This is a genomic window from Comamonas sp. (assembly GCF_009360615.1).
In the GTDB taxonomy this organism is placed as follows: Bacteria; Pseudomonadota; Gammaproteobacteria; order Burkholderiales; family Burkholderiaceae_C; genus Comamonas.
Genome location: NZ_SPEY01000028.1, coordinates 25753 through 50747 on the forward strand (window position 1 = coordinate 25753; position 24995 = coordinate 50747).

At 57.3% G+C, this 24995-nt stretch carries 30 protein-coding genes; 11 read left to right on the forward strand and 19 right to left on the reverse strand.

Features of this window, described 5'->3' with window-relative positions; translation table 11 throughout:
- The 6 genes from E2583_RS10080 to E2583_RS10105 form a co-directional block, all read right to left on the reverse strand.
- Positions 1–531 carry an integrating conjugative element protein gene (locus E2583_RS10080; protein WP_291595388.1) on the reverse strand — a complete coding sequence of 177 codons (531 nt, stop codon included), beginning with the start codon at positions 529–531 and terminating at the stop codon, positions 1–3.
- Positions 532–534: 3 nt separating this feature from the next.
- Entirely contained in the window at positions 535–1236 is a 702-nt protein-coding gene (locus E2583_RS10085; protein ID WP_291595390.1) for a hypothetical protein, read from the reverse strand.
- 668 nt (positions 1237–1904) lie between these two features.
- Positions 1905–2408 (reverse strand): hypothetical protein, encoded by a 504-nt coding sequence (locus tag E2583_RS10090; protein WP_256630501.1) that lies wholly within the window; start codon positions 2406–2408, stop codon positions 1905–1907.
- A gap of 650 nt (positions 2409–3058) precedes the next feature.
- Positions 3059–3505, reverse strand: coding sequence for a response regulator (locus E2583_RS10095; RefSeq protein WP_291595394.1), 447 nt, complete (start codon positions 3503–3505; stop codon positions 3059–3061).
- The gene (locus E2583_RS10100; protein ID WP_291595397.1) at positions 3502–4254 is read right to left on the reverse strand and encodes a HAMP domain-containing sensor histidine kinase; all 753 of its coding nucleotides are present in this window, start codon (positions 4252–4254) and stop codon (positions 3502–3504) included. Before E2583_RS10100 ends, E2583_RS10095 begins: the two co-directional genes overlap by 4 nt.
- On the reverse strand, positions 4251–5174 hold the full coding sequence (locus E2583_RS10105; RefSeq protein ID WP_291595398.1) for a restriction endonuclease: 924 nt from the start codon (positions 5172–5174) through the stop codon (positions 4251–4253). The genes E2583_RS10100 and E2583_RS10105 overlap by 4 nt, the downstream gene beginning before the upstream one ends.
- 278 nt (positions 5175–5452) lie before the next feature.
- Between E2583_RS10105 and E2583_RS10110 the strand changes: the two genes are divergently transcribed.
- From E2583_RS10110 to E2583_RS10125, 4 genes are all read left to right on the forward strand, one after another.
- On the forward strand, positions 5453–6001 hold the full coding sequence (locus E2583_RS10110; protein WP_291595400.1) for a hypothetical protein: 549 nt from the start codon (positions 5453–5455) through the stop codon (positions 5999–6001).
- A complete protein-coding gene (gene mobH, locus E2583_RS10115) occupies positions 5998–8688 on the forward strand; it encodes a MobH family relaxase (protein WP_291595402.1) in 2691 nt (896 codons plus the stop codon). The genes E2583_RS10110 and mobH overlap by 4 nt, the downstream gene beginning before the upstream one ends.
- 1 nt (position 8689) lies before the next feature.
- Positions 8690–9787, forward strand: a complete 1098-nt coding sequence (locus E2583_RS10120) for a hypothetical protein (RefSeq protein ID WP_291595404.1) — start codon at positions 8690–8692, stop codon at positions 9785–9787.
- Positions 9788–10073: 286 nt separating this feature from the next.
- Entirely contained in the window at positions 10074–10430 is a 357-nt protein-coding gene (locus E2583_RS10125) for a hypothetical protein (RefSeq protein WP_291595405.1), read from the forward strand.
- Positions 10431–10829: 399 nt separating this feature from the next.
- On the opposite strand, the gene E2583_RS10130 is transcribed toward E2583_RS10125, so the two are convergent.
- The 10 genes from E2583_RS10130 to E2583_RS10175 all read right to left on the reverse strand — a co-directional run bounded on the left by E2583_RS10130 (position 10830) and on the right by E2583_RS10175 (position 16096).
- Entirely contained in the window at positions 10830–12047 is a 1218-nt protein-coding gene (locus E2583_RS10130; protein WP_291595407.1) for a zonular occludens toxin domain-containing protein, read from the reverse strand.
- On the reverse strand, positions 11999–12286 hold the full coding sequence (locus E2583_RS10135) for a DUF2523 domain-containing protein (RefSeq protein ID WP_291595409.1): 288 nt from the start codon (positions 12284–12286) through the stop codon (positions 11999–12001). The genes E2583_RS10130 and E2583_RS10135 overlap by 49 nt, the downstream gene beginning before the upstream one ends.
- A complete protein-coding gene (locus E2583_RS10140; protein WP_291595411.1) occupies positions 12283–13578 on the reverse strand; it encodes an IgG-binding virulence factor TspB family protein in 1296 nt (431 codons plus the stop codon). Before E2583_RS10140 ends, E2583_RS10135 begins: the two co-directional genes overlap by 4 nt.
- Complete coding sequence (locus E2583_RS10145; RefSeq protein ID WP_291595412.1) at positions 13571–13738, reverse strand: hypothetical protein; 168 nt, start codon at positions 13736–13738, stop codon at positions 13571–13573. Before E2583_RS10145 ends, E2583_RS10140 begins: the two co-directional genes overlap by 8 nt.
- Positions 13739–13752: 14 nt before the next feature.
- Positions 13753–13962 carry a major capsid protein gene (locus E2583_RS10150; RefSeq protein WP_291595414.1) on the reverse strand — a complete coding sequence of 70 codons (210 nt, stop codon included), beginning with the start codon at positions 13960–13962 and terminating at the stop codon, positions 13753–13755.
- Positions 13963–14099: 137 nt separating this feature from the next.
- Entirely contained in the window at positions 14100–15155 is a 1056-nt protein-coding gene (locus E2583_RS10155) for a hypothetical protein (RefSeq protein WP_291595416.1), read from the reverse strand.
- Positions 15155–15370 carry a hypothetical protein gene (locus E2583_RS10160; protein WP_291595418.1) on the reverse strand — a complete coding sequence of 72 codons (216 nt, stop codon included), beginning with the start codon at positions 15368–15370 and terminating at the stop codon, positions 15155–15157. Before E2583_RS10160 ends, E2583_RS10155 begins: the two co-directional genes overlap by 1 nt.
- Positions 15367–15579, reverse strand: a complete 213-nt coding sequence (locus tag E2583_RS10165; RefSeq protein ID WP_291595419.1) for a hypothetical protein — start codon at positions 15577–15579, stop codon at positions 15367–15369. The genes E2583_RS10160 and E2583_RS10165 overlap by 4 nt, the downstream gene beginning before the upstream one ends.
- The gene (locus E2583_RS10170; protein WP_003055233.1) at positions 15579–15773 is read right to left on the reverse strand and encodes a hypothetical protein; all 195 of its coding nucleotides are present in this window, start codon (positions 15771–15773) and stop codon (positions 15579–15581) included. The genes E2583_RS10165 and E2583_RS10170 overlap by 1 nt, the downstream gene beginning before the upstream one ends.
- 11 nt (positions 15774–15784) lie before the next feature.
- Complete coding sequence (locus tag E2583_RS10175; protein ID WP_291595422.1) at positions 15785–16096, reverse strand: single-stranded DNA-binding protein; 312 nt, start codon at positions 16094–16096, stop codon at positions 15785–15787.
- A 116-nt stretch (positions 16097–16212) separates the two neighbouring features.
- Here E2583_RS10175 and E2583_RS10180 point away from each other — a divergent pair, with 116 nt between their 5' ends.
- Positions 16213–16575, forward strand: a complete 363-nt coding sequence (locus E2583_RS10180) for a hypothetical protein (protein WP_291595424.1) — start codon at positions 16213–16215, stop codon at positions 16573–16575.
- A 306-nt stretch (positions 16576–16881) separates the two neighbouring features.
- Here the strand turns inward: E2583_RS10180 and E2583_RS10185 are convergent, their stop codons facing one another.
- Positions 16882–17613: a hypothetical protein gene (locus E2583_RS10185; RefSeq protein ID WP_291595426.1), complete on the reverse strand. Its 732-nt coding sequence runs from the start codon at positions 17611–17613 to the stop codon at positions 16882–16884.
- 1351 nt (positions 17614–18964) lie between these two features.
- Here E2583_RS10185 and gloA point away from each other — a divergent pair.
- Complete coding sequence (gloA, locus tag E2583_RS10190; RefSeq protein WP_053282090.1) at positions 18965–19381, forward strand: lactoylglutathione lyase; 417 nt, start codon at positions 18965–18967, stop codon at positions 19379–19381.
- 147 nt (positions 19382–19528) lie between these two features.
- Positions 19529–20056 (forward strand): nuclear transport factor 2 family protein, encoded by a 528-nt coding sequence (locus E2583_RS10195; RefSeq protein WP_291595429.1) that lies wholly within the window; start codon positions 19529–19531, stop codon positions 20054–20056.
- Positions 20057–20136: 80 nt separating this feature from the next.
- On the opposite strand, the gene E2583_RS10200 is transcribed toward E2583_RS10195, so the two are convergent.
- Positions 20137–20661: an OmpA family protein gene (locus tag E2583_RS10200; protein WP_291595431.1), complete on the reverse strand. Its 525-nt coding sequence runs from the start codon at positions 20659–20661 to the stop codon at positions 20137–20139.
- 301 nt (positions 20662–20962) lie between these two features.
- Between E2583_RS10200 and E2583_RS10205 the strand changes: the two genes are divergently transcribed.
- Both E2583_RS10205 and E2583_RS10210 read left to right on the forward strand, forming a co-directional pair.
- Positions 20963–21592, forward strand: coding sequence for a gamma-glutamylcyclotransferase (locus E2583_RS10205; protein ID WP_291595432.1), 630 nt, complete (start codon positions 20963–20965; stop codon positions 21590–21592).
- Positions 21593–21694: 102 nt separating this feature from the next.
- Positions 21695–22306: a superoxide dismutase family protein gene (locus E2583_RS10210; protein WP_291595434.1), complete on the forward strand. Its 612-nt coding sequence runs from the start codon at positions 21695–21697 to the stop codon at positions 22304–22306.
- 143 nt (positions 22307–22449) lie between these two features.
- Here the strand turns inward: E2583_RS10210 and E2583_RS10215 are convergent, their stop codons facing one another.
- The gene (locus E2583_RS10215) at positions 22450–23064 is read right to left on the reverse strand and encodes an NTP transferase domain-containing protein (protein ID WP_291595435.1); all 615 of its coding nucleotides are present in this window, start codon (positions 23062–23064) and stop codon (positions 22450–22452) included.
- 34 nt (positions 23065–23098) lie between these two features.
- On the opposite strand from E2583_RS10215, the gene pdxH reads away from it, so the two are divergent.
- Complete coding sequence (pdxH, locus tag E2583_RS10220) at positions 23099–23746, forward strand: pyridoxamine 5'-phosphate oxidase (protein ID WP_291595436.1); 648 nt, start codon at positions 23099–23101, stop codon at positions 23744–23746.
- 142 nt (positions 23747–23888) lie between these two features.
- Complete coding sequence (locus E2583_RS10225; protein ID WP_291595437.1) at positions 23889–24968, forward strand: site-specific integrase; 1080 nt, start codon at positions 23889–23891, stop codon at positions 24966–24968.
- The last annotated feature ends 27 nt before the right edge of the window (positions 24969–24995 follow it).

The following is a 24995-nucleotide window of genomic DNA, read 5'->3' on the forward strand; positions in this document are numbered from 1 at the left end:
TCAGCGTTTTCCGCGGTTGGCAGGAGCTGGCGAAGCGCGCTCGATGATCTGCGTGCGCGGCACGTTCAGCATGTCGGCTGCACCTACAGACGACTGCACGCGCGGCAGGCCGTCATAGTTCACCATCGGCTCGTTGGGATACAGGCGGGCCATAGCCGCCTGCATTTCACGGTCCCACAAGATGCTTCGCTCCACATCTTGGTGGAAGATCCGCGCCATGCGCTCGGCATACTGACGGCGCTCTGCATCGTTGCGAGCATGAATGCCCAGGACCTCAAGCGGCGAGAGCTCCTTGACCGAAAAATTGGCACGAGGTCCCAGCGACAGCACCTTGGCGCGCTGCATCTCGTCGGCGGTCAGACCCCACATCTGTTGCACAGCACGCGCTGTCTCGTCCAGTTGCGAGCGACCTTGTTGAGTCGTGCTGGGCAGCGAGCTGGCTTCCGCAGTACGACCCGTGCGCAGCTGCGCCATTGCGCCGGCACTCAGCTGCAAAGCGATCACGGAGGCAATCAAGGCGGTTTTCATCATGCATCAGCCTCCGTTGGTCACCGAAAGAGTCAGGCCTTGGCTGCCGGGGGCCACGAATGTGGCAGTCCGAGACACAGGGTCCGCCGACTTGAGCGACAGGCCATTGACCACATCACCTGGGCGCAGTACACGCACGCGGCGATCTCCGGGCACGCCCGACGCGACCACGACCGAAGGCTCGCCGTTCCACATATCGACGGACACGAGCTGGGCGCCCGCAGGAGCTGCAGCAGGTTTCGCGGCAACGACCTTCGCTGCTTGGCGAGGAGCCGCCGGCTTCGCCTTCACCATTACGCGCTTGGGCGCTGGGCGCGGCGACGGCTGCTCGACGGGGGCGGCCTGTGCGGCTGCCGGAGCCACTGCAGGCGCTACCGCAGGAGCGGGAGCCGGTGCCGCAGAGGTCTTGCCAGCAAGCGCGTTGGCCTGCTGCATCGCGGCCAGCTGCTGGGACATCAGCAACATCATGTCTTCCATGCGCTTCATGCGATCAAGCACCTGGGGGTCGATGCCGACTGGTGTTGCAGTCGCTACTGCCGTGGGGGCCACCGCCATAGTCGGCGCTGGTGCGGCAGTAATAGGGGCACTACCAGCCGGTGCTGCTGCAGCGGCCTCATTTCGCTGGAGGGCCACGTTGGCCACGGCTTGCGGCACAGCGCCCGCGTCCCCCAGGCTGGCAACGCCTGCATCAGATGCAGACTGACGCATCACCGCCTCTGGATCGAATTCTGGCTGCATGCCCACGGAGATTGGGTCAGCATCGCCAGCTGGTACTCCGCCGATAGGTGCCTCAGCCGCATCAGCCAAGGGCGCAAGGGGCAGCGGGGAGGTGTCAGCCAGGCGCGGATCAAACTCGGAAGCATCGAAAGCAGGCTGCTGCGTCACCAGGCCGGCCTCGGGAAGCGATGAGCCAAGCAGATCCAGTGCTGGTAGACGTTTCGGCCCGTACTGAAGGTACCCCACTGCCAATATTCCCACGACACCCGCAATGCCGACTGTGCGTAGCACCCATGGGTTCGTCGGCTTGCGTCGAGAGGGGATATCGCTGGACTCAACACTCACAGGCACCTCGGCCTTGCGTGGCCTTGCTGCAGCCGGTGCGCGACCAAACGCGCGGGCGAGGAATCCTGGCCGTTTTTCGGCCACAACAGGCGCAGCAGCAGCAGCCGCCGCAGTTGCAGTGGCAGCACTGAGAGGAGCGGCAGTCTCAAGCTCTCTCAACCAAGAATGGTCGACAGCTGAATCATCGACACCAGTGACCTCGGGGGCCACAGAAACCGCAGGCGGTAAATCTGCCACATCGGGAGGCGGCGGCGGTGGCACGCTTGGCTCAATCACTTGTACGTTCGCATCGACAGTGCTTTGTTCCGACATGCTCACTCCTTGGCGGACGCCTTCGGCTGAGGCGAAGTGCTAGGGCTGACGATGGGCTCCAGGCGCCGAGGCTTGGGTGCATTGGCCAGGGTGAACCAAACGCGGCGAGTGATGTGGTCGGTGTGCCAGCGCCATGCTGTGCCCACCAGCACATTCAGAACGTCTTGAACAGAAAACGGGCCCAACGTGCGCTGAGCCTCGGGCAGCGGCAGACCGAGGAAGCGGCGCGCATCGGAAGTCAGTGATTGGGAATCCACCAGGGCATAACCCGTACGAAGCAGCGTGTACTCGATGGCTTCGCCAACGGTCGTCACCTGTTCGCGGGGGAATGTGAGCTGGGCTACCAGTGCCAGTGGCTCATTCAGATGCGGCTGTGGCAGGGCTTCGGCAGTGGTGTAGCGGCCCAACTGCAGGCGCTTGTTGCCATCAACAAGCTGAGGGGTGGCCTGGGCTGAGGCCATGGCCAGCAAAGCCATGCTGGCAAAGAATCTGGGCATGCGGGTCATGGACCGTAGGAACTCCGTAAAAAGAACCCGGACCACAACCAAGAGGAGGTGTGCGAAGAAGATCAGTGGCCCGGGGGTGTCGACGCAATGCGTCAGTCGCCGGGCCGAATGTTCTTAGAGCTGCCGCTTTGTCACCAGCGGAAACCGTGCGTTACATACCTAACGGTTTACGCTTGACAGAGGCGCAAATAAGTGCTTGGCGACTATGTGCCGAAATAGAAGTCGCCGAGCCGTATGTTCTTAGAACGACAGCTTCACCACCTGCGGAAACCGTATGTTTCGTTCCGAAGGCAATACGCTTGACAACAAGGTAATTAAATGGCGATAAGGCCAAAGGCCCGAAGGAAAGCGAGCGCCAGGGGCCGCTCGCATACGGGGCAAACGGTCATACTGGGTACAGGGCCTACCCAAAGGGCGCGCATGCTCCTAAAAATTTAGGAGCATGCGCAAAGGATTTACTGGTACAGGGAAAGGGCCTATACGGGCAACAGGCAAAAGCCCCTGGCCTCGGGGAGGCCGGGAGCTTTTGAAAGGGAAGACGCGAACCATAAATTGAGCTCGTGAAATAGCGAATAAACCATGCTCTATTGGGAGGCCCGCTCCATTAATCTTCAAGGACGATTAGAAATCAGTCAGAATCATACTAATCCTTAAGAGGATTTTTTGGGATCTTTGCTCAAGACTTGTTCAATTTGCTCTTTAATGACTTTCGGCCGCCCCTTCTGCACAAATGTACAGCCAAGACGCCTAACCTCACCGTAAAGCAGATCGCTTATGTAAACGGAATAGACAATAACACGCGATCCGGATTCCCCTGCAGTTCGTATGTGCCGCGCCACAATAAGGCCAGGGTACTCGGCGTCGAGTGACGTTCGATTTTTTGGGTCTGATTTCAGCTCATCAGAAGCAGGCATATTCAAATCTACAATGTAGGCTCTATAGGTAGCCGCCTGACTTTTTTGAATACCACTATCTGCTGTTTCCGCAAATTCAACTTTCAGCCCTTTGGCCTTCAAGTAGTCACCGAGCCATTCTAAATACATTGGTTCATCATCGATAACCAATATAGTGTCAGAAAGATAGGGGACTGGTTTCATGTCGTACTCCAAGTATGTGCGGGAAAACGAATCTGAAAAGTAGTTTCTCGCATCCGTAAATTATGAGAGACTGATATGCTGCCATCAATGAAATCCTCCATTATTCGGCGGCAGATATATAAGCCCAAGCCTGTTCCAAGTGCCTTGCTCCCCTTTGCTTCTCGACCACGAACGCCCAACTGAAAGAATTTCCTAGCTTCGTCTGCTGTGAAGCCTATTCCGACATTACGAACTTCAACAAGAAGAGTCCCATTCTTTCTTTGAACGCGAGGCTCGATGGTTACTTTTGTGTCAGAGTCTCCATACTTTGTGGCATTATCAAAAAGATTCATAAAAACCTGGCGAAGGGCTTCTGGCCTACCTTTTATTCTATATTGAGTTTCTCGATCAAGCAATTCAATGTCAATTCGCCTTGAGGAAGCTGCATCTTGATAAAACATTGCAGCCTCGATTATTGTTTGAGGCAGCACGCTTATTGCATCAGCACGGGGCGCTGATAGTCTTTTAGTTTCAGATGAAACCTCTGAGAAGAATGCTAAATTTCGGACCAACGAAATGCAACCTTCCAACTGTGCACGAACCGTATTTACTTTTCTTTTCGATTCCTCAAAGGAGTAGATTCCACTCGCAACGTTATCCAATGTTCCGGCAATGCCATTTAATGGATTGACAACTTGGTGTACGAAGTTTCCGAGGAACAGAAGATCAATTGTTTGAGGGGATGGCTCCACTGGAAAAGCGTCATTCATTTTTTTGCTCCCTTTAATTTTATAGAACTAGAATTCAGCACAATTTCTACGCTACCCACAAGACAAATTTTTCGTAGCAACGCGATTGTATTTAAATCCATGTGAAATGTAGAATTAGCTAGAGTTAACGTTGCTTCGTTGTTGTTTATTTTTACCGAAATTCTATCTACTCTGCTAGATAGTCTTACAAGGCAAAATATTGCGCGTAAAGCTGATCGATCAATATTTAAAATTGCTGGCCCCTCCCAATCAATCCAGTCATAGCTATCATCTGCTTCGATGAATGGAGACATTTCTAGAAGGTTATGCCTTAATGAATATATTTTCATTTTCTCTGACATAAGCCCAGCAAGAGAAGCAGCAAGTTCCAGCTCCTTTGAAGGACCCTCGGACGTTAGTAGCGTCGCTCGTGTATATGCAGCCGCGGCTGACTTACTTGCCTCCACGACTATGTCTACAAAGCCGGGAAGTTCTAAGATTGTCTTAGGTGCAAAGCCGAATTTAGCAGCAATCTCTGGATATTCACCTAACATAACTGACAGATAGTGTGCCTCCCATGCGCGAATCAGTGGCCGCTTACCCTGCTCATTCCACTTCGTTACCTCATTTCTACAAGCGGGAGACAACGACGGAGTGCACACGATCAGAAGGTAGTCGGCTGAGTTACTAACTGCATAGCTCAGCTTCTCGAATACCGTTGGCCAATTTACGGAGGTAGAGTAATGTTTGCAATCCACGTACCAGACCTGCGCCGTCTGCTCACCGCTCATGTCGATATGTGACCATGTTCCTTCTATGTCCCTCCCTCCATCTGCTCCTGGCGTACGCCAGGTCGCATTTGCGAGTCCACGTGCGGTTAGCAGGTCATATGTCAAATTCTCAAACTCGGTCGGCGTCAACGCTCCAAAATTAGGTCCCATCCACTATCTCCTTCTCTTCTATAAATATTACGCGGTAGCAGCAACTTAGTTGCAAGTTCGCGATAAATCTTTTGCGACCTTAATCAAGGTTGGGGACTCAGGCGCCACCCCCTCACCGTGCACAACACGTCAAATCGAAGGATCTGCTTGCTTATTAGTTGTATTCATTTGTTACTTGCATAGCATACTAGATTGAAAATTTCAAGCGAAAAGCCTCTGGTTATCACCACAGGGTTTCGCGCTGACAGGTGAGGGCGCACTAGGTACGGTTGCGCCCCATGGACGACCTCGCCCGCGCACCGCACCTACATAGTCAGCACATCCAGCAGAGAGCCAACAGTGATCCACCCTTTCTAGGCCGAGATCCGCTTGATCGTGGCTGCTCGATATTCGCTATCGCAGACAGCCTGCAACTGCTGGGCATTGCCAGCAAAACGAACCCGCTCATGCGTTGGTTAGGACGCTTCGAGGGGCTGGAACAGTATCTGGAGGAAGAGCTTGACCCAATCTTCTGCGTGCGCTCGATCCTGCTGCAGCTGGTTGCTGACCATCCCAAGATGCCGCATGTGCCCAAACCACAGCAAGAGAAGAACTGGCACGGCTTCGTCATGCGAGTCGTGGCGCAGCCGTTCGTGCACACATGCGGAGATTGGGGCCGCGACGGCATCGCCTCACGCATCAAATGGAACCCGCTGCAGCAGAGTTTCATGGACTTTCTCGCGCTGGGGCAGCCTGGGGAGGAGCTGTCTATCTGGACACCCACCGATGGCAAGTCAGCCCGTGCCCAGCACTTCGCTCGAATCCTGCTCCAAGAGGAGTGCGCGTGAAGAGCATTGCTTCAAAGTTGCTTGCCATGGTGCCATGGAGCAGGGCCAAGCCCGTGCAGTCTGCGCCTGCAGGCCCGCTGCCTCTGCCCGACGCGCCAGTATCAACGCGGCCTCAAGACCAGCCACTCAAGCCAGACCAGATCCACATCGCGGGCAGTGAGCCCGGATGGTTACGCGTGCTCAATGCCCAGCAGTTGCTGGCCACGGTCCGCGCAGAGCGAGCCATCACCCAGATATGGAGTCAGTCGCACCAGTCGCAGGCTATTTGGGAGAGGGACCTGCTACCGGCGATTCGGCGGTACGCCGAGTTCGTGCAGCTCATGCCGGCCTCCGAAGCGCACCACCACGCCCACGCGGGCGGCCTGCTGTCGCACACCATCGAAATGCTGCTTGCAGCTATGACCTGGCGCAATGCACATCTGCTGCCAGGCGGAAGCCAGATCGAGATCGTTGACGCCCAGCGCGATCAGTGGACCTATGTGGTGTTCTTCTGCGCTCTGCTGCATGACATAGCCAAGCCCATGACCGACTTGCGCATCGCATGGCGTCCAATCGGCGAGAACGATCCTATCCGTTGGGCCCCTGCAGGCGGAAGCCTGTCTCAGATCGCAGGCCAACGCACTGCCGAGTACCTGGTGGACTTTGCGCCCAAGGGGCAGCGCGATTACAGCGCCCATGCCAAGCTGGCCCAGCTGCTGCTACCCCGTATTGCACCAGAAAGTGCACTGCGATTCTTGGCGCATACGCCTACAGCCTTGGATGCCCTTGAGCAATACCTCACCGGCCAGGACAAGGACAGTCTCGTTGCCAAGCTCGTAAAGCGGGCCGACCAGCTTTCCACGCAACGCGCCTTGCAAAAAGGCTCCAAGGCCCGCTTCGCCACGGCCAAGGCCGTGCCTCTCATCGAGCTGCTGATGCAGTCTATGAAGACCATGCTCCAAGCTGGCACACAGCTTCCCCTGAACCGCAACGGTGCCGCAGGTTGGGTGTTCGAGGGGGCGATCTGGTTCGTGGCCAAGCGCCTCGCTGACACCGTGCGAGAGCACATCCAAGCAAACGAGCCCGATGAAAGCGTGCCTGGCAACGCAAAGAATGATCGGCTGTTCGACACCTGGCAGGACTATGGCGCGATCGAGCTGAACCCTGCCAGCGGGCAGGCAGTCTGGCATGTGACAGTCCACGGCTACGCCGAGGATGGGTCAGAGCAGGGCGCCTACATGCATGACTTTGCCATGCTCAAGTTCCCCCTGGCCAAGCTGTTCAACCACGAGAGCAAGTACCCAGCCGCCATGCGTGGGCGGCTGGAGATCCGCGACCGTCGCAAGGATGGAGCAGGGCAAGACGAACATCAAGCTGCTGCAACTCTCAGTGCATCGGAATCTGCGGCAGCAATCGATGCCAATCCACCAGCAGCTGCGGCATCCTCAGCCCAACCATCTCAGGTTGCGGCAAAGCCTGCGAAGCAACGACCCCAGGATGCGGCAGAAGCTAAAAAGCATGCTGCCATCATGCGGGAGCCCACTTTCACCAAGCCGCCGAATGCTGCGGCAAAGCCCAGGCCTGCGGCAACCACTGCGGCAGCAGCCAAGACCACTGCACCAGAAACCCCATCCCAAACTGCGGCAGTCTTGGCAGTTGGGGCGCCTACGGCGCCAGTGCAACAGACCCAAGCTGATACAGCCTACGAGGAGTTTGAAGCTGGGGCAGCATCGAGATCCGGCGTGCCCACACCTTTGAAGCTGGACTACGACAGGCTCGACCACGGCGAAGCCGCCTACCTGCTGGAAGACAGCGAGGGCAGCTACTTCCTTGATCCTTCCGAATCTGCCACAGCATCGGACAAGCCTGGCAAGAAAGGCAAGCCGCCCAAGAGCCCACAACCGGCAGAGAAGGGCGCTGCGCCCTTGGAGCAACCATTCAAAGCTGCCGCAGCGGTGGCAGCACCACCAGCTGCGCCGCAACAGCCCGCCACCTTGCACCAGCCGCCCCAAGCTGCCGCAACTACGGCCGCAAGGCCGCCTTCTGTTAAACCTGCAGCAACTCCACCACCGCCGCCTAGCACACAGAGCAAGCCGGCCCATGAGCTTCGCCATGACCAGATGCCACGCTCTCAAAGCGTGAGTGCCGAGTTCAAGCGCATGGCCGCTGAGCTGGACGAGCTCGATGAGCTGCCCGTACTCAAGGGACGCACCATCACTGCGAGTCCGCCGGCGGCGGCCGCAGCAACACCAGGTCCGGTACTGCTGCTGCAGCCACTGCCTGAGATCGACTCTAACCCCGACAAGCCGCCACCCGAGCCTAGCCCCCTGGCCTTGGCTTTCATGCAGTGGGTCCAAATGGGCCTGGTCAGCCGCGAGCTCAAGTTCAATGAGACCGGCGCGGCAATTCACTTCGTGGAAGAGGGCATGGCCCTGGTTTCGCCCAAGATTTTCAAGGAGTACGCGCGCCATGGCGACCGTGAGGACGGCCACGAGGACCTCACCGTCGACGAGCTGAGCACCAAGACCCAGCGGGAGGTCATCAAATGTGGCTGGCACCTGCCAGCCGCAAACCGCACAAACATCGTCCGCTATGAGATCCACAGCCGCGGCACGGTAGTGGCCCATCTGTCCTGCGTTGTCCTCACCAGCCCAGGCCGGTGGGTCCAACCCATCCCCCCCAGCAATCCCGCATTGAAGATGGTTTGACATGAAATCCACCTGCTCAACTGATTACGAGATTGGCGACAACACCGCGCCAGACAAGCGCCTAGAGCTATGGAAATCGCGTAGCTTCTGGTTTCGGCTGCGGCACCGATGGAACGTGCTCAGTGCTTTTGCCGAGGGCAGTTTGACCTGGCACCACGCGAAACTCGGCCTCAAATACCCGGATCAGGTCATGTGGCTGCAGCGCTGGCCGCCAGGCAATGGATTGATGCCGGTCTGCCCAGCCGTCATAGCCGAGCTCGAGCACATCGACCGCCGCATGATGGACGCCGACCAGCCAGCTAAGCGGCTAGTGACCTATCCACCTCACAGCATCGGACGCGGCCGAACCCAGTGCAGGGTCTGCGGTGGAGCCATCGGGGCCTTGCCTTCACACTGCCCAGGTCGACCTATGACCGAAATCGAAAGGCACGCAGTCCTGGCTGGGCTACTCGATCACGTCGACGGGCGCTGGGTTGGCCAAGTCATCAAAGAAGCATCAAAACCGTTTGCCGAAACCTGCATACTGGAGCCCAAATTCGATGCCGAAACCTGCAAACTTGATTTGCCGTTTCCTGCACTCTATATACAAGGGTCTTCTTTACAAAGAACTACTACTACGTCTCCAAGTGTCGTAGCACTCGGCGAGGCACCAGCTCGCGTGGCAGAAGTCTTCTCAGAAAAGGACTGGGCAGCGAAGTGCGCAGCCTTGTCGGACGCTGCATACCAAGGCTGTGGCCTCGTGTACGAGATGTTCGAAAAACGAGTCGGAGCGAGCATTGACATAGCGCTTCAACAGGTGCCCGAAGCCCAGCGAGCTCGCGCAATCGAGATTGCCATCGAGCACGGATACACAACGCCTGTGGAGCGCGCAGTGGCTGCACGAATGCAGAGAGATGACGGTTTCTGCAGCCATGGCCTAGATCCAGACTGCTGCCCAATGGGCTGTGGCGATATTGACTCCGGGGACGACGAGCAGGACGAGTTCGACCTAAGTCCGTGCAAGAAGTGCGGCGACCCATTGGCCGCTCATGGTTGGCCTGATGCTTGCGAGTTTGTAGCAATCGACTCAATGCCTGAGCCGCCAAAACATGACAGGTGAAACAAAAATGTTTGACAGTTGGGAGCGAAGTCCTTAGAGTGCGAACCGTGCGTCAACGAGGTGAGTTGTTCTTCTCGCTGAATTTGGGTAAGAGGTTGTAGTAGCGATGCTGGCCGTGAGGTCCGCCAAAAGCCTTAGAAATCAGAGCCTTAGCGCTCTCTTTTTTAAAGCTTATCTACTAGATACGATGTATATTATGTTAAATAGCTTGGCCGTCCGGCTCAGGGCCAAGCTGCTGAAACGTAGATCGCTCCATTTTGTATAACGATAGCCCGAACGTCATGTGATGTTCCGTGCACCATCTCAAGCCAATCTCCCCCATCTCCACACGCTGCTAAACGACATCCATGGCGATATCGACCAGATAGCCCGCCATCTCGGAATCAGCCCCTCAACACTTAGAAAGTACCGCGCCCAAGGGCAAGCGCCACGCTCCGTAATGCTTGCCCTTTTTTGGGAATCTACCTGGGGACGCATGACAGCAGACGCTGTAGCCTTCAATCACGCAGCAGCACATGCAGCACTGGCAGAAAGCCTGAAACGCCAAAACAAGCGCCTCATAGCGCAAATCGAACAGCTAGAGGCAGAGCTAGCTCAAAACGACGGCCACGCTGCAAACGCTCCAATCTTCATGGTCGGCTGATCTATTTCAGATAACGATAGAGCGCTGCAGAGATGAGAACGACCGCTATGGTCGTAAAAAACTTTTCAACGAATGTCAGCTCGCGCGGCGGTCGAGGGGGCCTAGCCTCCTCTGCCCTAATCTCATTCAAGTCTTTGCCTGCATTCGTCTTTTTGTTGTAGCGATCACGCCAATAATCCCGATCCATCTGTCCCATAACCCGCTCCTTCGGGCAAATCATAGGACAGAGCGCCTACGGCGGTTGCTCTCAGGACACGGAGCGAAGGCCCGATCTTTGCCAGAAACGCGCCACGCGAGCCAGATCCACGTAACTGCGGAAGGTGCCGCGTGCAGCCAGGTCGGTGTAACTGGCAATGCCTGATCGACGGTTGACATCAGGGGCGCGGCCCCCGATACCCCCTACAGCGCCCCAGATTGAGCCATGCGCGCCATTCTGGCGGCTTTGGGGATGGCCGACATGTCCGCATGCTTCTGTTCCTTCGGAGCCTCGTAGTGCATCGAATCGTCGGCCTTTGGCGGTGGGTCTTCTTTCTTCGCCTGCACCGGCGCAGGCTGGGGTTTTGGCGGGATTCTGTAGGGGTTGAACTTGGCACCCTCAATCCATTCGCCGCAGGCCTCGCTGGACATCTCCAGGCGCTCGCCCTCGTTGAAGCAGATGCAACCATGCTTTGCGTTGCAGATAGCGCCATCGACCATCGGCATGCGCACAACTACGCGCTGCTTGTCATAGGCCGGTGCGGTCCAGGGCCGGTCATAGACCCTCGGAATGAAATCCACTCTCTCATCTGGCGCCTGATCCAGCGGCGCTACCGTCTGAGCAGGTTGCGCAGCAGTTCCCGCAGCAGCTGGCGCACCAGATACCGCGTGAGGCTTTTCATCTGGTACGACAGCTTTGCCACTGAGACGCCCTCCTATGCGTTCGAACACCTGGGGCGTGAGCACGGCCATGGCCACAAGGCCGACCAGGATGAACCACACAAGGCCCGGAATGCGGCGCGGCTGCTTGGTGTGCAGCTCGCTGGACTTGTAGAGCTTGAAGACCTTTTTGCTGTACTTCCAGGGGGCCTTGCTGATGGCTTTGCTGTACAGCAATCCGCGGCTGATGTGGTCCCACTCATAGACCGTCGCGAGCGGCATATTTGCCACACGCCTGACGTGCAAATGCCGACCGCCCAGAGCATGGATATGCCGGTCAACGTTGAGCACGTTCTGCGTGATCAGGATGAAGTCGACGCCCATATGCCGGTGGGTGTCGAGAGCCTGCACATCCTCTGGAATCTTGGAGCCATTGGGCCGTGGAGGCCAAACTTTTTGCACCTCATCGAAGACGATGAGCGAGCCGGGCTTTGCCCACTTGTGCCAGTCCCGCAGGCCTTGGTTATCGCCGCCGTCGATCAGCTCATGTTCGATCTGCAGGCCGTTGATGTTGGTGTAGACCTTGCGTTCGTGCTCTACCTGATTGCCGTGCTCATCGCGCCCTCTGATGGTCTTGCCAATCTGGGGCAGCAGCAGCTTTTCAATGGTGTACAGGGTCTTGCCTGCACCCGGAGTGCCAGTGATTACCGTGATCATCCCGGGTTCACTCCGAGAATCTTTGTGGCGCTCTGGATTTGCCACAGCGTGAGCCTGAATGCGATGGCACCCAAGATCATGCCCAAGCAGATACCGCCACCACTGAACAGGAACAGATTGAGCATGTCTACGGGCAGCGTATTCACATGCGTGACGATCTCATTTTTGATAGCGTTGATGGATTCGGTAACGCCCACGATGGACACCAGGGAGAAGCCCAGCGCCGTGAGAATCCGGGCTATCAATGGCTGCACGAGCGACATGATAAAGGTTGCGATCTTCATGGCTTCAAGGCCCCCGCAAGAATGCCCGCAACGATGAGCGCAGTGATCGCGAACGCTATGGGCCTGACGTAATCGCGAATGAACATGCAGTCTTGCGTCCAGTCGATGACTTTCATCTGCTGCGTGCCGATCTTCGCATACTGATCTGCCGGGCAGGAGCCGCCGCCAAACGGGTTTTCCGGGGCATAGCGCACCGTTTTTTCAGCCTTCGGTATCTCGGAATCCTCCACCTCTGTATCGACCTTTTGGCACGCCAGAATGTCCGGGTTTTTCTCGCACAAATCGCGCTCGTCTTTGTCCTCTTTTGGCTTGTCTGTCGAGCCGTCCCCCTCAGTTCCCGGCGGCGTTATCGGCTGAGGGTTAGTAGAACCCTGAGGGGTGGCCGTTGGCCTGTCGCTGGGCTGCACATTGACCTGAAAAGGGTTCTTCGCATCGTTGGCCCCTTCGATCTTTACGCCTGGTTGTGTGTAGGGCTGATTCGCGCCCGTCTGAGGCTTTGTCGCGTCGTAATTGGGGTTCTTTACGGGGGCACCTGTCGGCACAAAGAGCGGCTCGATATAGGGCACATCGACCGGCAGATCGAAGGGCAGCTCCGGCACGATATTTGGAGACATGGGGTTCAGCACAAGCCGGTCAACGAACCGTTCCTGAGTGACCGGCTGCATAGGTTGCGTCTGCACGCAGCCTGCAGAGGTGACATACCAGCCCTTAGGACATGAGGCCCCTGCGCTCTGGGAAACAATCGGATATTCAACCGGGTCTCCAGGGTTGGTACTACGCCAGCACCTCAAGGGTTGACCTGCACGAATGACACCATTGCGCGACGAACATGCTCCCTCAAACGTCGGATACCAGGGGCCGGCGTAAGACGTTGCATATTGCATGCCATCAGACACCGGCAAGTCTTGATGCTCTAGCCAGCCCTTAGAAACGTCATAGAAGAATTTTCCGGCCCCCAGCCACGCCGCAACCGTGACCGCCGTGCGCACGCCAGGGTGCAGATAAATCGCTGCTGCAGCGATACGTGCAGCGTTGGCAGCGAGAGGAATTTTTGTGGCGATGTTGACGGCTCTACCGCCGACATTCAGCGAAGCATTTGCCGCGATGCGCCCAAGCTCAACAGAAGCTGTTACGCCAGCTTTGGCCGCGTTGTAGGTGTTGATTGCACCGGCCGTAAAGCCCGCTGGAGCGGAGGCCTGCGCGTAGAAAGCATGGCTTAGCGGAACGTAACCAAGAGCAAGAGCGCCAAGCCCAGCGCAAATAAGATTTCGATAGAACTTGGCATTAGTCATTGTGTGAGTCGGTGGAGAAAAGTCGTATGAGCGCCTTCATGCAGTAGATGGCAATGCAGGCCACGAAGAACAGCATTGCCAGCTCAGAGAGGTCTGCCAACGTCTCAGGGTCAGGAGGCGCGGGCTTGACCTGCACAACGATGGTTTGTGTCTCAGCCATACCCGCCCGCCCGCTTAGAACCAGCCCAGCTTGGTGCCGAGCTTCTTCAGACCCCAGATAGCCACACCAGCGGCCAGAATCAGAGCCATGGCGGCCAGCGCGTCGGTCTTGTAGGTGGAGATTTCGGTGCTCACGCCTTCGGGCAGAGCGGCCATTGCGGAGCCGGAAGTGGCGACCACGAAAGCAGGGATTGCGGCCAAGCGCAGAGCAGTTTTCTTCAGCATGTTTTTTCCTTCAGTTGGTTGATGAATTGGCACTGAAACAGCACCCAAAAACGCCGCACGCGACGCTTGCAGATACGCCTCTACACCGACGCTCACTTCGCACTCGCTTGCCGGGAGCTAAAGCTCCCGCCAGCAACTCAGTGAGCTAACTGCGACTCAGGGAGCCACTCAAACGGCCCTCCTACGTTTTCGAGCCTTCTGGGCGTTGTCCTAACGCGCACAAATCGCGTAAAACCGCCGCCCGTTGGCACGAACTCAGACCGTAGGAGTTCGCCTGTCTCAGCATTGAGATAGCCGCCTCCCGGCGCAGGTCTGAACTTGTCCCTGATCGAAGCATTGCCCTGCACATACGCAGGCCACAGAACCCAGCGACGGCAACCCCGGCCAACTTCATCAAGCCCACCAACACCACTGATGCGAGCGCCATGCGGAAACTTCCCTTCTGATGTGCCTTTGCTGGCGTACTTCATGAGGTACGCAACGGGATGTGTTGCACGTACCCGGTTTGACATGCCGTGCGCCCACATAGGCGCTTGAAATGCACCCTTCTTTTTCCAGGCGCTATCGGGCTTCGGAGGGGTCAGGCCGTTGTCCAGCCACACGCACACGTGGTAATGAATGACGCCGCGCTTTTGCAGCTCAGCGACCCAGACATAGCGAACCTTTTTGCAGCCGGTGCGGCTGTAGTGCCACTTACGCAGGCCATCGAGATAGCGGCTGATGTGCTCTGCTCTCCAATCGCGGTTTGTGCCGCGATAGGTCAACGTGAGCATCCAGACGCGTTGGTTTTTCTTGCCCAGGTTATGCAGGGCTTTGGCCGCGATACCCACGCTCTTTTGCATGCGGGTAATGCGGGCCTTTTGGTGGTCAATCTCTATGCTTTCGGAAGCCAAGAAATCAACAGCCGAAAGACCTGAATTTCCACTCTTGCAAGTTGTTGATAGTGAGACAAGCCCGCGCGCTTCGCGCGCTGCCTGCGCCTCGCCCAGCAACGCGGCCATGCGTGCATGCTGGACGCGCGCATTGGCCTCAGAACGGGCCACATAGCGCGCACGTGCGGCCTTCATGCGTGGGGACACGCCCTTGTATTCGACGTGCGCCCAGCGCTCGAATTTCGACTGATCAAATTTAAATTGATCCTTGTCTGGAGGAAGTGCAGCAGCACGTCGAATGAGATCAAGACGATCAATCATCAGCGCACCCCCACTTCGATCAGGTACACCGCATGACGACGCAAAGCGCAGTGCGCTTGGTAGCACTGCTGGTCGTAGTCGGGCGGGAGGTTTTTGCGAGCTGACGGGAAGTCCAGCTCATGGGCGCGAGCGCGCAGGAAGTCGAGGTATTGCGCACCGTTGCTGGGGGCAAATTTGAGCCGGTCAGGCACTGGAGCAATGCGGCCAACGGTCATGCGTCTACCCAACCGTCAAACGTGTTGCGACCCACGCATTCACGAATGGAAACTTTGGACAGCTTTTCAGCGCCAGGACGCACGAAATCACGCTTGCAGCGAAGCGCATCAGCACGCTTGAACCAGCGGAATTTATGCACCTCGCCAGCACGCTTGCCGGTCAAAAATTCGACCGTAACGAGCCAGGATTTCCGGAGATCGGAGGCCATCAGAAGCCCTCCCCGCCGATGGCATGGTCACCGGCCCAGAACGTGGCCTCGCTGTACGACACAAGGTCGGTATCGACGTGCAAAGTGACCGTCACGCGGTCTGCCTTGACGCCGGGCGGCTGGTGTTCATTCCATGCAAAAAGGAGCGCCAGAAGCGCCCCTTGAGCCATGGCCTCGCGTGCTGCGGTTTCCATGACGCGCCCCTTTACTGCTGCACGGGGGCAGGCTTGGCTTTCAGGGGCACCAGCTTGGGGCTGAGTGCCAGATCGCCAGTGCGGGACACGTAGATCGATGCTGGAGCGAATGTGTATTCGCCCACGGGATAAAACAGAGCTGCGCCCTGCTCGTTCTTTTCGAGGATGACCTCGGTTTTTTCGGGGTACGGATTGGGGTTGCCGTTGCGGTCAACCGTGTGAACCCAGACGGTCTGAAAGTTCAGGCTGTAAGGCTTTCCGGAGGCTTTCGCATTGCCGCTTTGGTTGCGGACGTCGGTCGACTTCACCGAGACTTGAATCATGTTCGCTCCTAAATCGTCACGACTTGTGACGCAGCGAACGTTACACCATGTAGCGCTGTTAGTGCGTATGATCGTCACAGAACGTAGCACCGCTACAACATGTGACGAGGCCCTATATGCAAACTACTCTTGAACTGCTAGAGCAAGCGCTAAAACAACGCAATGCGTCCGATTGGGCCGCTCATTTACGCCTAACGCCAAGCGCCCTACGCACGGCTAGAACACGTGGGCATTTGAGTCCCGCAATTGCTGGCGCACTGGCCGAGGAAATGGGCTTGGACGCTCAAAAATGGATCGTTATCGCCGCCCTTGAAAGCGAGCGCGAAAGCGCGTGCAAATCGCGCATGGTTCGCAAGTTTCTAACGGGTGCAGCTATTGCAGGAACGCTGATGGGTGCTAGTGGTGCCGCTACTGCTGCCGTAGCAAACATGACCCAAGCCGCCGACGGTTTGTATATTATGTTTAATCACAAATGCTAGACTACTTGCAGCACTAAGGCCTTTCACTGTAGGCATCCCAAGGTTAAGCATGCCTGCAACGATCCGGAAATATCGACGCCAGGGTCAAGACGACCCTCGCGCCGTTCATTTGGCCTTGTTCTGGGAGTCGCGCTGGGGCATTGCGACTATCGATGCAGTCGCTTTCAACCATGCCGCAGGCAACTACGCCAGAGCTGAATCTCTCCAACGCAGAAATAGCAAGCTTGTCAAGAAAATCTTGACTCTGGAAAAGGAGCTTACAAGGCAGAAAAATGCTCCTGCAAACGCTCCAATCTTCCAAATTGGCTAGCAACCGATTCTGAATTGTCGATCACGCGCTTTACGCCGCTCCTCGCGAATCCAGTCCATGGTGTAACCGCCTCCACCGATCCGCCCCAGGTTATCCAGCCAATTCACGCGTTCATCTAGTGCCCGGCACTCAGAGGCATTGGCTTTACCACCAGTAGGACGAGTTGCCACCGGAACAACTTGCTCAGCAGAATTTGCGTGCGCGCGGTTTCGCTGGTGCCTCGCTATGGCGACCTGGTCATCCCAAGAAATATTGGCTGGAACACGCGCAATCCGCTCAATAAAGCGACTATTAACCGAGCAGGCGGTGCTCTCCCAGGTCAGGTTTCCGTGAAAATCTTTGCAGAGGTAGATTTCCTTTGTCGTCGATGCCTCAACCGACAAGCTGCTTTGCTGCGCTATCTGCTTGCCGCCCTCACACGGAGTATTGCTGTAGGTATTTCCGCACCGATAAATCTGACCTGCGGATTCTGAGCGCGGCTGCTCAGGTGGCAAGACTCTTGGTGCAATGACTGTTGCTTCTGGCAACGGCCGAAAAGATGGTTGTTGAGGTACTGCAACTGGAGGCACAACGAAGAAACCCAAGATCACCGCCTGATACTTGTACGCGAGCACCCCAATCAAGAGCACCACAATCGTAAGAATGAACTTCCTGAAAAAGCTCATTTCATTGCGCCCACCCGTAAATGGGTTTTCGCGCTGCCAGCCTCCAGGATCGTAATGTCCCATAACTCTCCCCCCTCCTCTTCTTTGGGTCAAATCATAGGACATAGCGCCTACGGCGGTTTGTCTATCACGACACGGAGCGAAAAGGCCCAATGCTTGCCAAGAGCGCGCCACGCGAACCAGTGCCGCGCCTTACCAGTGGTGCCACGACCGCATGATTCACTTGCGCCGGGTATTGCCTTATCAGCGGGCGAACATCAGGCGCACTGCCCCCGATACCCCCATAAGGGGTTCGCCTTTGCCGACTACGACTGAGCAGGCGCTCGTGTTGGGTCTAACCCGGCGCTCAAGCCGACCCGCCCACGCCGGTCGACTTAGACATTTCATAAGATTTCACAAGCAATGCTCTCTCCCGGCGAACAACCTCGAACGCGTCCCCTGAGCCTCCGAAGAGTCTTCCTCCTACTTTGCTTGTGTGCTGGCATTGCGGGTTTGCTGTTCTTGCAGGCAGGGAACTTGAGGCAGTACAAGCAGTACTTCACGCAAACTCGCAAACCTGCATCGCTCGATATCTCGGCACTATCCGAGGAGTGGACAGAACCGTCTCAAGGCGCACTTCAGCGGCTATCCCGTCAGTTGCTATCCCTATCAAGGCCCCCTCGCAGTACAACATGTCTGTGCTGTGGAGGTCAGTTCAACGAATGGCGTTCCCACTCTCTACATGTCGTTCTTCTTTGCGGGTGGTCTTCTTGACCAAGTTTCGATCAACGTCCCGTGGTGGTCTCATCAAGCAGCCTACAAGCACCTCGTCACATCGCTCGGATCACCGCCCGCTTCCCAGTTTCTTCCCCGTAATGGGGTCCGGTTGCACGGCTGGCAGCTTGGCAACGGCTCGGCCGTCTTTCTCAATCGCGACCGCCCCATGAACCCGCTGCAGTGGAATGCAATCTACTGGCGTAGCGCGACTGGATGCAAACATGAAGGGCGAGTAAGGTCTAACAATTTATTCAAGCTGACGTCGCTTCACGGCACGGCTTAACCCAAGCGTTAGTAGCTTGACTGTCCGCTCAGAGGCGTTATGAGACGGCCGCCTACCTACCGTAGCAGACTCCAAAAGCACTCGGCTAGAGCCCGATTGTTTCAGTTCTCCATCAGGACAGAGCGCACCTGGGCCACCTCCTGGGGCATTGGCGCGTTGCGGTAGCGGGTGTTGCGGCCATCGCTGCGGGAGCCAGTCGCTGCATCAACCACAAGGGGGCGGTCCTGGCCGCTGGTGTTCAGGTATGGTTCGTCACAGGTGACGGGCCGAACGACACTATCAAACTACACTGTGAGCATGGAATTAACCAGAGGGTTGGCGCTGCTTCGGCCTCACTGAACATACGGCACCGAAGCTGCTGGCAAAATGTCGAACATGCGATTCCTCCACACGATGTTGCGCGTTGGCAATCTCCAGCGCTCTATTGATTTCTACACCAATGTCATCGGCATGCAACTGCTGCGCACGTCTGAGAACCCGGAGTACAAATACTCGTTGGCATTTTTGGGTTTCGAAGGTGGCAATCCGGATCAGGCCGAAATCGAATTGACGTACAACTGGGGCACAGAGAGCTACGACATGGGTACGGCTTACGGCCATATTGCTCTGGGCGTGCCCGATGCCTATGCAGCCTGCGAGAAGATCAAGGCTGCTGGCGGCAATGTGACCCGTGAAGCAGGCCCTGTCAAAGGTGGCAGCACGGTGATAGCTTTTGTGACGGATCCTGATGGCTACAAGATCGAGTTGATCCAACGCAAGGACGATCTGGGTACCGGCACCGGTCTGCGTTGATTTTTCTTCTCCGGATCCCGAAAACGAGCGGCACCTGGTTGCCGCTTTTTTCATGCCTGAGCGAGCTACCTATCGTCCAAACAGGGGTTTTCAGTCATTGGCCGCTATTCAAGACTCCGTGCTCAAACACAAATCCGGAGACAGGCAATGAGCGATGCGATTCTGGCCCAACTTCAGCAGCGTTTGCGGCATCTTGAAGATATCCAGTCGATAACAACGTTGAAGGCTCGATACCTGCGGGCCTGCGATCAAAAGCAGCCGAACGCCATGCGTGAGTGCTTTGTGAAGCATGGCGCAGTCATCGAAGCCGACGGCTTTCCGCCTTTTTCGAATCGCGAAGAATGGGTTGCAACCTTCACCAGACTGGCGGCTGCCAACCCTTCCATCCAGGATATGCACCACGGCCACAACCCCCAGATCAGCATTACGGGAGCCGATAGTGCGAAGGGCTTGTGGGATCTGGATTTCTGCCAGATCAATGTCAAGGAGCGCACGATCGTGAATCTTTCAGGTCAGTACAGCGATGAATACGCACGCATCAACGGACGCTGGCAAATCCGTTCGATGCGCTTTGCGCGCAGATCGTTTGTCATGCGCCAGGTCGATGCCGACGGCATCGAAAGAGTCCTCGCTCTGGGTCAGCCTCCAGCAGCCGGGTTCATTGAAAACAGCTGATTGAGACAGAGTTTCGAACAGCAAAAAAGCCCGATACAGCGGGTGCCGTATCGGGCTCTGGGTCAGTGTGTTAGGCTGAATCAGTCGACCAGAATCACTTCCACGCGGCGAGCTTCGGCGTTGGAGCCATCGGCCTGAGTTTGCTCTGGCTTCTTCAGCTCGACCTTGTCTTCCGCCACGCCCAATGCCATCAGGGCGGCCTGGACGGCCTGGGCACGTTGCTTGGCCAGCTCGGCATTGATTTCAGCACTGCCGGTTGCATCATGGAAACCGGAGATCACGGCCCGCTTGCCTTCGGCCACGCCCTTGACCACGTCGCTCAGCGCTTCGTTGGCGCCAGCGGCCACCTCAGCCTTGCCTGAGACAAAGTAGAACTTGACCACACCGTTCTCCACGATCACGCGGGCTTCTTCTTCGACCACCACGACAGGCACATTGGTCGCGGAGGCTGTGGGCACTGCCGCTTCCACCTTGGGCGCATGGGAAATACCGCGCTTGTAGACGACGGTGCCGACGACGGTGGAGACCACCAGAGCAATCAGTGCAAACAGAAAACCCAGGGCAAAGCGTTGTTGGCTATCGTCGTCAGAGCTGTTGAAGGACATGAATGAAATCTCCGTATTTGCGGGTGATTATGAAAGTACGAAACCTGTATTCGTGACGCTCTGCGGCCTGATTCCAAGCTTCCGACTGGCAAAGCGACAAAACCACGCATTCTAGAGGCTTGCAGTGAAACGCCCTAACGGCGGCTGTGGCCGCAATCGCAAAAAAGATTCAAATCTCGGACATTTCACTGCGGGAAACCGTTGCTTTTACGCCTTCGCGCATGTGCAGGTGCACCGACGGCGCGCCAGCGCGTTATATATCAAAGTCAATTCAGTCCTGAATCCGGTTTGAGGAGTTTCCATGTCCGCCCTGCCCTTGCTGAACCATTCCATGCGTGATGCTGACCAGATGCTGGAGCGGGCTCTGGCGCAGTGGGGAGGCGACGAGGATTTGTGGATTTTTGGCTACGGCTCCCTGATCTGGCGTCCCGAATTCGACTTCAGCGAACGTCGCTCGGCCCATGTGCATGGTTGGCATCGCGCTCTCAAAATGTGGAGCACTATCAATCGTGGCACGCCCCAGGTGCCAGGCCTGGTGTTCGGCATGCTCTCTGGCGGCAGTTGCCAGGGCATGGCCTTCCGCATTCCGCGCAACCAAGGCGATACCGTCATGCGCAAGCTCTGGTTGCGTGAGATGCCCAATGCCGTCTATGACCCGCGCTGGCTGCCTTGCCGCACGCCGCATGGTGCCGTGAAGGCCCTCGCATTCACGCTCTCGCGCCAAAGCCCGCATCACACCGGCGAGCTGGCGCCGGACGAATACCGGCGCATCTTCTCGGAGGCCCAGGGCATATATGGCACGACGCTGGACTACGCACAGGCCACTTTCGAGGAGCTGCAACGACTGGGCATCGACGACAAGGCACTCAAGCGCCTGCTGGCCTACGCAGATTTCCAACAAAGCGGTTGCACGTCTTTTACTGCTATTTGAAACATAGCTACTAGCGCTTTGCTGTATTGGGCTAAAGGGGAAAAACACTTGAAATGCTGACAATCCGGGGCACAATGCCCTTTTGAATTCGGAAAGATTGCCATGTCCCCCAACCGTGTTGCCTCCCTCTTTTCGCACCCTGCCTGGGCAGGTCTGACGATTGTTGCAAGCCTGGCCATGACAGCCTGCTCAACGAGCAGCAACACGGCAGCGCCCTCTTCTTCTGAAGCAGCTCCAGCGGCAAGTCCCGGGAAAGGCGTGCAGTCGATTGCACGCCTGGAAGCCACCAAGGGCAGCCAGGTAACGGGCACGGTGCAGTTCTTCCCGCAGCCTGACGGCAGCGTGCGAGTGAAAGGTCGTGTGGAAGGGCTGGCGCCGAATACCGAGCACGGCTTTCACGTCCATGAAAAAGGCGACTGCTCCAGCGGAGACGGCTTGAGCGCCGGCGGCCACTTCAACCCGGGACAGCAGGCACATGGCAAGTTCAACGACAGCAAGGCCCATCACATCGGCGATTTGCCCAGCCTGGATGCCGATACCCAAGGTGTGGCAGTTGTCGATTTTGTGAGCAAGGAACTCAAGCTGGACAGAGGCAGCAACGGCGTTCTGGGTCGATCGCTGATCGTGCACAACGATCCGGATGACTACACGACCCAGCCGACTGGCAATTCCGGCGCGCGCCTGGCTTGTGCCGTGATCGAGCGCGGCGCCTAAGCCTGCCATCGCCTGGTAAATGAGCAACGGGCGTGCATTTCAAGGACAAGGTCAGGCAGCCGGAGCCGGGCCTTGGCTGATTGACGAGCTCGGTAAATTCAAAGGCTACCGAGTCAGGCCCTCACTCAGAGTCTTTTAGACAATCAAGAATTACGCTGCTGCCAGATCCTGCGCGCCTCTTCCAAGGCCTGTACGGTGTCCACATCGAGCACGCAGCCTACGTCGTCGCATTCCCAGCGATGTAGACGCTGACGCTGCTGCGCTTCGCGGACGATGGAGGCCGCGCCCAGATCTCCACTCAACCGGGAGAGGTGCTGCGCGGCGGCACGACTGAAAGCCACAGGATGGCCCTTTTGGCCCTGATAAAAAGGTTGGATCACACGCAGTTCACGACTCTCCAGCTGTGCCAGCTGCAAAGCCAGTTGTTGCAGCGTGCTGGCTTGAATCAAGGGCAAATCTGCAGGCAGTATCAGCCAGCCATTGGCGCTGGCTGTGGCCTTGACAGCCGCTGCAATACTGTCGCCCATGCCGGGATGCGGCCCGCATTCCAGATGCCAGGGCAGACCGGAGGCCTGCACTGCAGCCAGAGTGTTTTGCAGAACGGTTTGCAGGCCCAGCAGGGCTTGAAGCTTGTGGCTGGAGCCACCCGATGCGAGAAATCGATCGCCCCTGCCCGCAGCGAGAACCAGCACACAAGGCTGACCTGCATCGATTGAGGGAGCGTGCAAAACTTCTTGATTCATATTGCCGCCGAGCATAACGCCCGCTTTGACAGCGGGGCACAATATACGCATGAGCAGCCTATCTTCATCCATTGCCGATCTGCGCAAAAGCTATGAGCGCGCAGAGTTGAGCGAATCCGCTTCCGACCCGAATCCCCTGCGCCAGTTCGATCAATGGCTGCAGGAAGCGGTCAACGCCCAGGTGCCCGAGCCCAACGCCATGACCCTGGCAACGGTGGGTGGTGACCAGCGCCCCAGCACTCGCATCGTATTGGTCAAGGGCTACGACGAACGTGGCATTGTCTGGTACACCAACTATGACAGCCGCAAGGGCCGGCAACTGGCAGGCAATCCATTCGCAGCCCTGCAATTTCACTGGGTGGAGCTCGAGCGCGTGGTGCGCATCGAAGGCCATGTCGAAAAGGTCAGCGCCGAGGAAAGCGATGCTTACTTTGCCAGCCGCCCGCTGGACTCCAGGATTGGTGCCTGGGCCAGTCCGCAAAGTCAGGTCATCAGCGGCCGCAGCGTGCTTGTAGCCAATGCTGCCAAATACAGCGCGCAGTTTTTGCTCAATCCTCCACGGCCTCCTCATTGGGGCGGCTTCCGTCTGGTGCCCGAGCGCTGGGAATTTTGGCAGGGGCGCAAGAGCCGGTTGCATGACCGCCTGAGCTACCGGCAGGAAGGTCAGCAGTGGATTCGCGAACGGCTGGCGCCCTGAGGTTTGACGGGTCGGTCATCAAAATGAGTGGGCGCGTGAACAGAATGCCCCCTCTTCCTGGTTACACAGGACCTGTCATTAAGCGAATGAATGTTTTTTGATCGTGATGAATTAATCATGTAAGTTACATTAGAATGACTCTATGCAAGAAGAAAGCATTCAGCGTCGGCTGTCTCCTGATCCATCCACACTGCCAACCGGAAGCCAGCTGTTTCGCGACTGGCTCGAACATGAGGGCAGCAAGAGCTGGGATGCGCTGGACACTTCTCCAGACGGCAACTATGAAAAGGTCTGGCATGCCTGGTTGATGCATCTGTCCGGACACGCTGCTATCGGCGATAAAAAGCGCCCTGCCCGCAGACCACGGTCTTCAAAGTCCTGGCATCAGGCAAGCGAGCTGGATGTGCAGAGCTTCCTGCAGATACGCGACGGACAACGCGCGCATCACCACCCCGGGCGCAAGATCAGTCCGGTCACCCGCCGCCGCTACTGGCGGCTGCTGGAGCGCATCTACGACCATGCCATCGAGCACGGCTGGGTCAACACCAACCCGGCCACCGGACTTGAGCCGACAGAGCGCCCCCCTTCGGAGGATGGCAAGGGACATTGTCTGCCCCCCCTGCTCTGGCAATCACTGCCAAGACACTTTCCCAGCGCAGACAGCTATCAGGATGCACGTGATCGTGCCATCGTCCTGCTGCTGTACGAGATGGCGCTGGCCCCCGAGGAAGTACGCTGCCTGCTATGGAAGAACCTGCTTTCAAGTGCCGATCAGGTCTGGGTTGGCAGCTCGGAAAGCATTGCAGACGGAGAATCGCCCCTGCCCCGCTACTTGCAGATAGAAGGCGGCAGAAATGCTCAGCAACGGCTGCTTGAGCTGCCCGACTCCGTGGCCCAGGCCCTGCAAAACTGGAGACGATTCAGCGCCGCACAGCGCGGGCCATCAGTGATTGAAGGCAACCATATCGTTTTCTACTCGCGCCGTGGCGGCGAGTTGTCGGTACGCATGCTGTTCCATGTGGCATCACAGATCATTCAACGCGCACATCGGGCCCAGCCCGAGGACAGCCAGAAGTTTCCGCTGCAACGCGTGGGGCCGCAGGTCTTGCGCAACACAGCCATCGTGCAATGGCTGCGCTCAGGCGTCCCCGAAACGGAAGTGATTGCAAGGATCGGTGTGGACAGCTCCCGATCCTTGCGCCATCTGCAGCACTATCTGTAACCCCGGCACCCGGCCAGGGTGCAAACC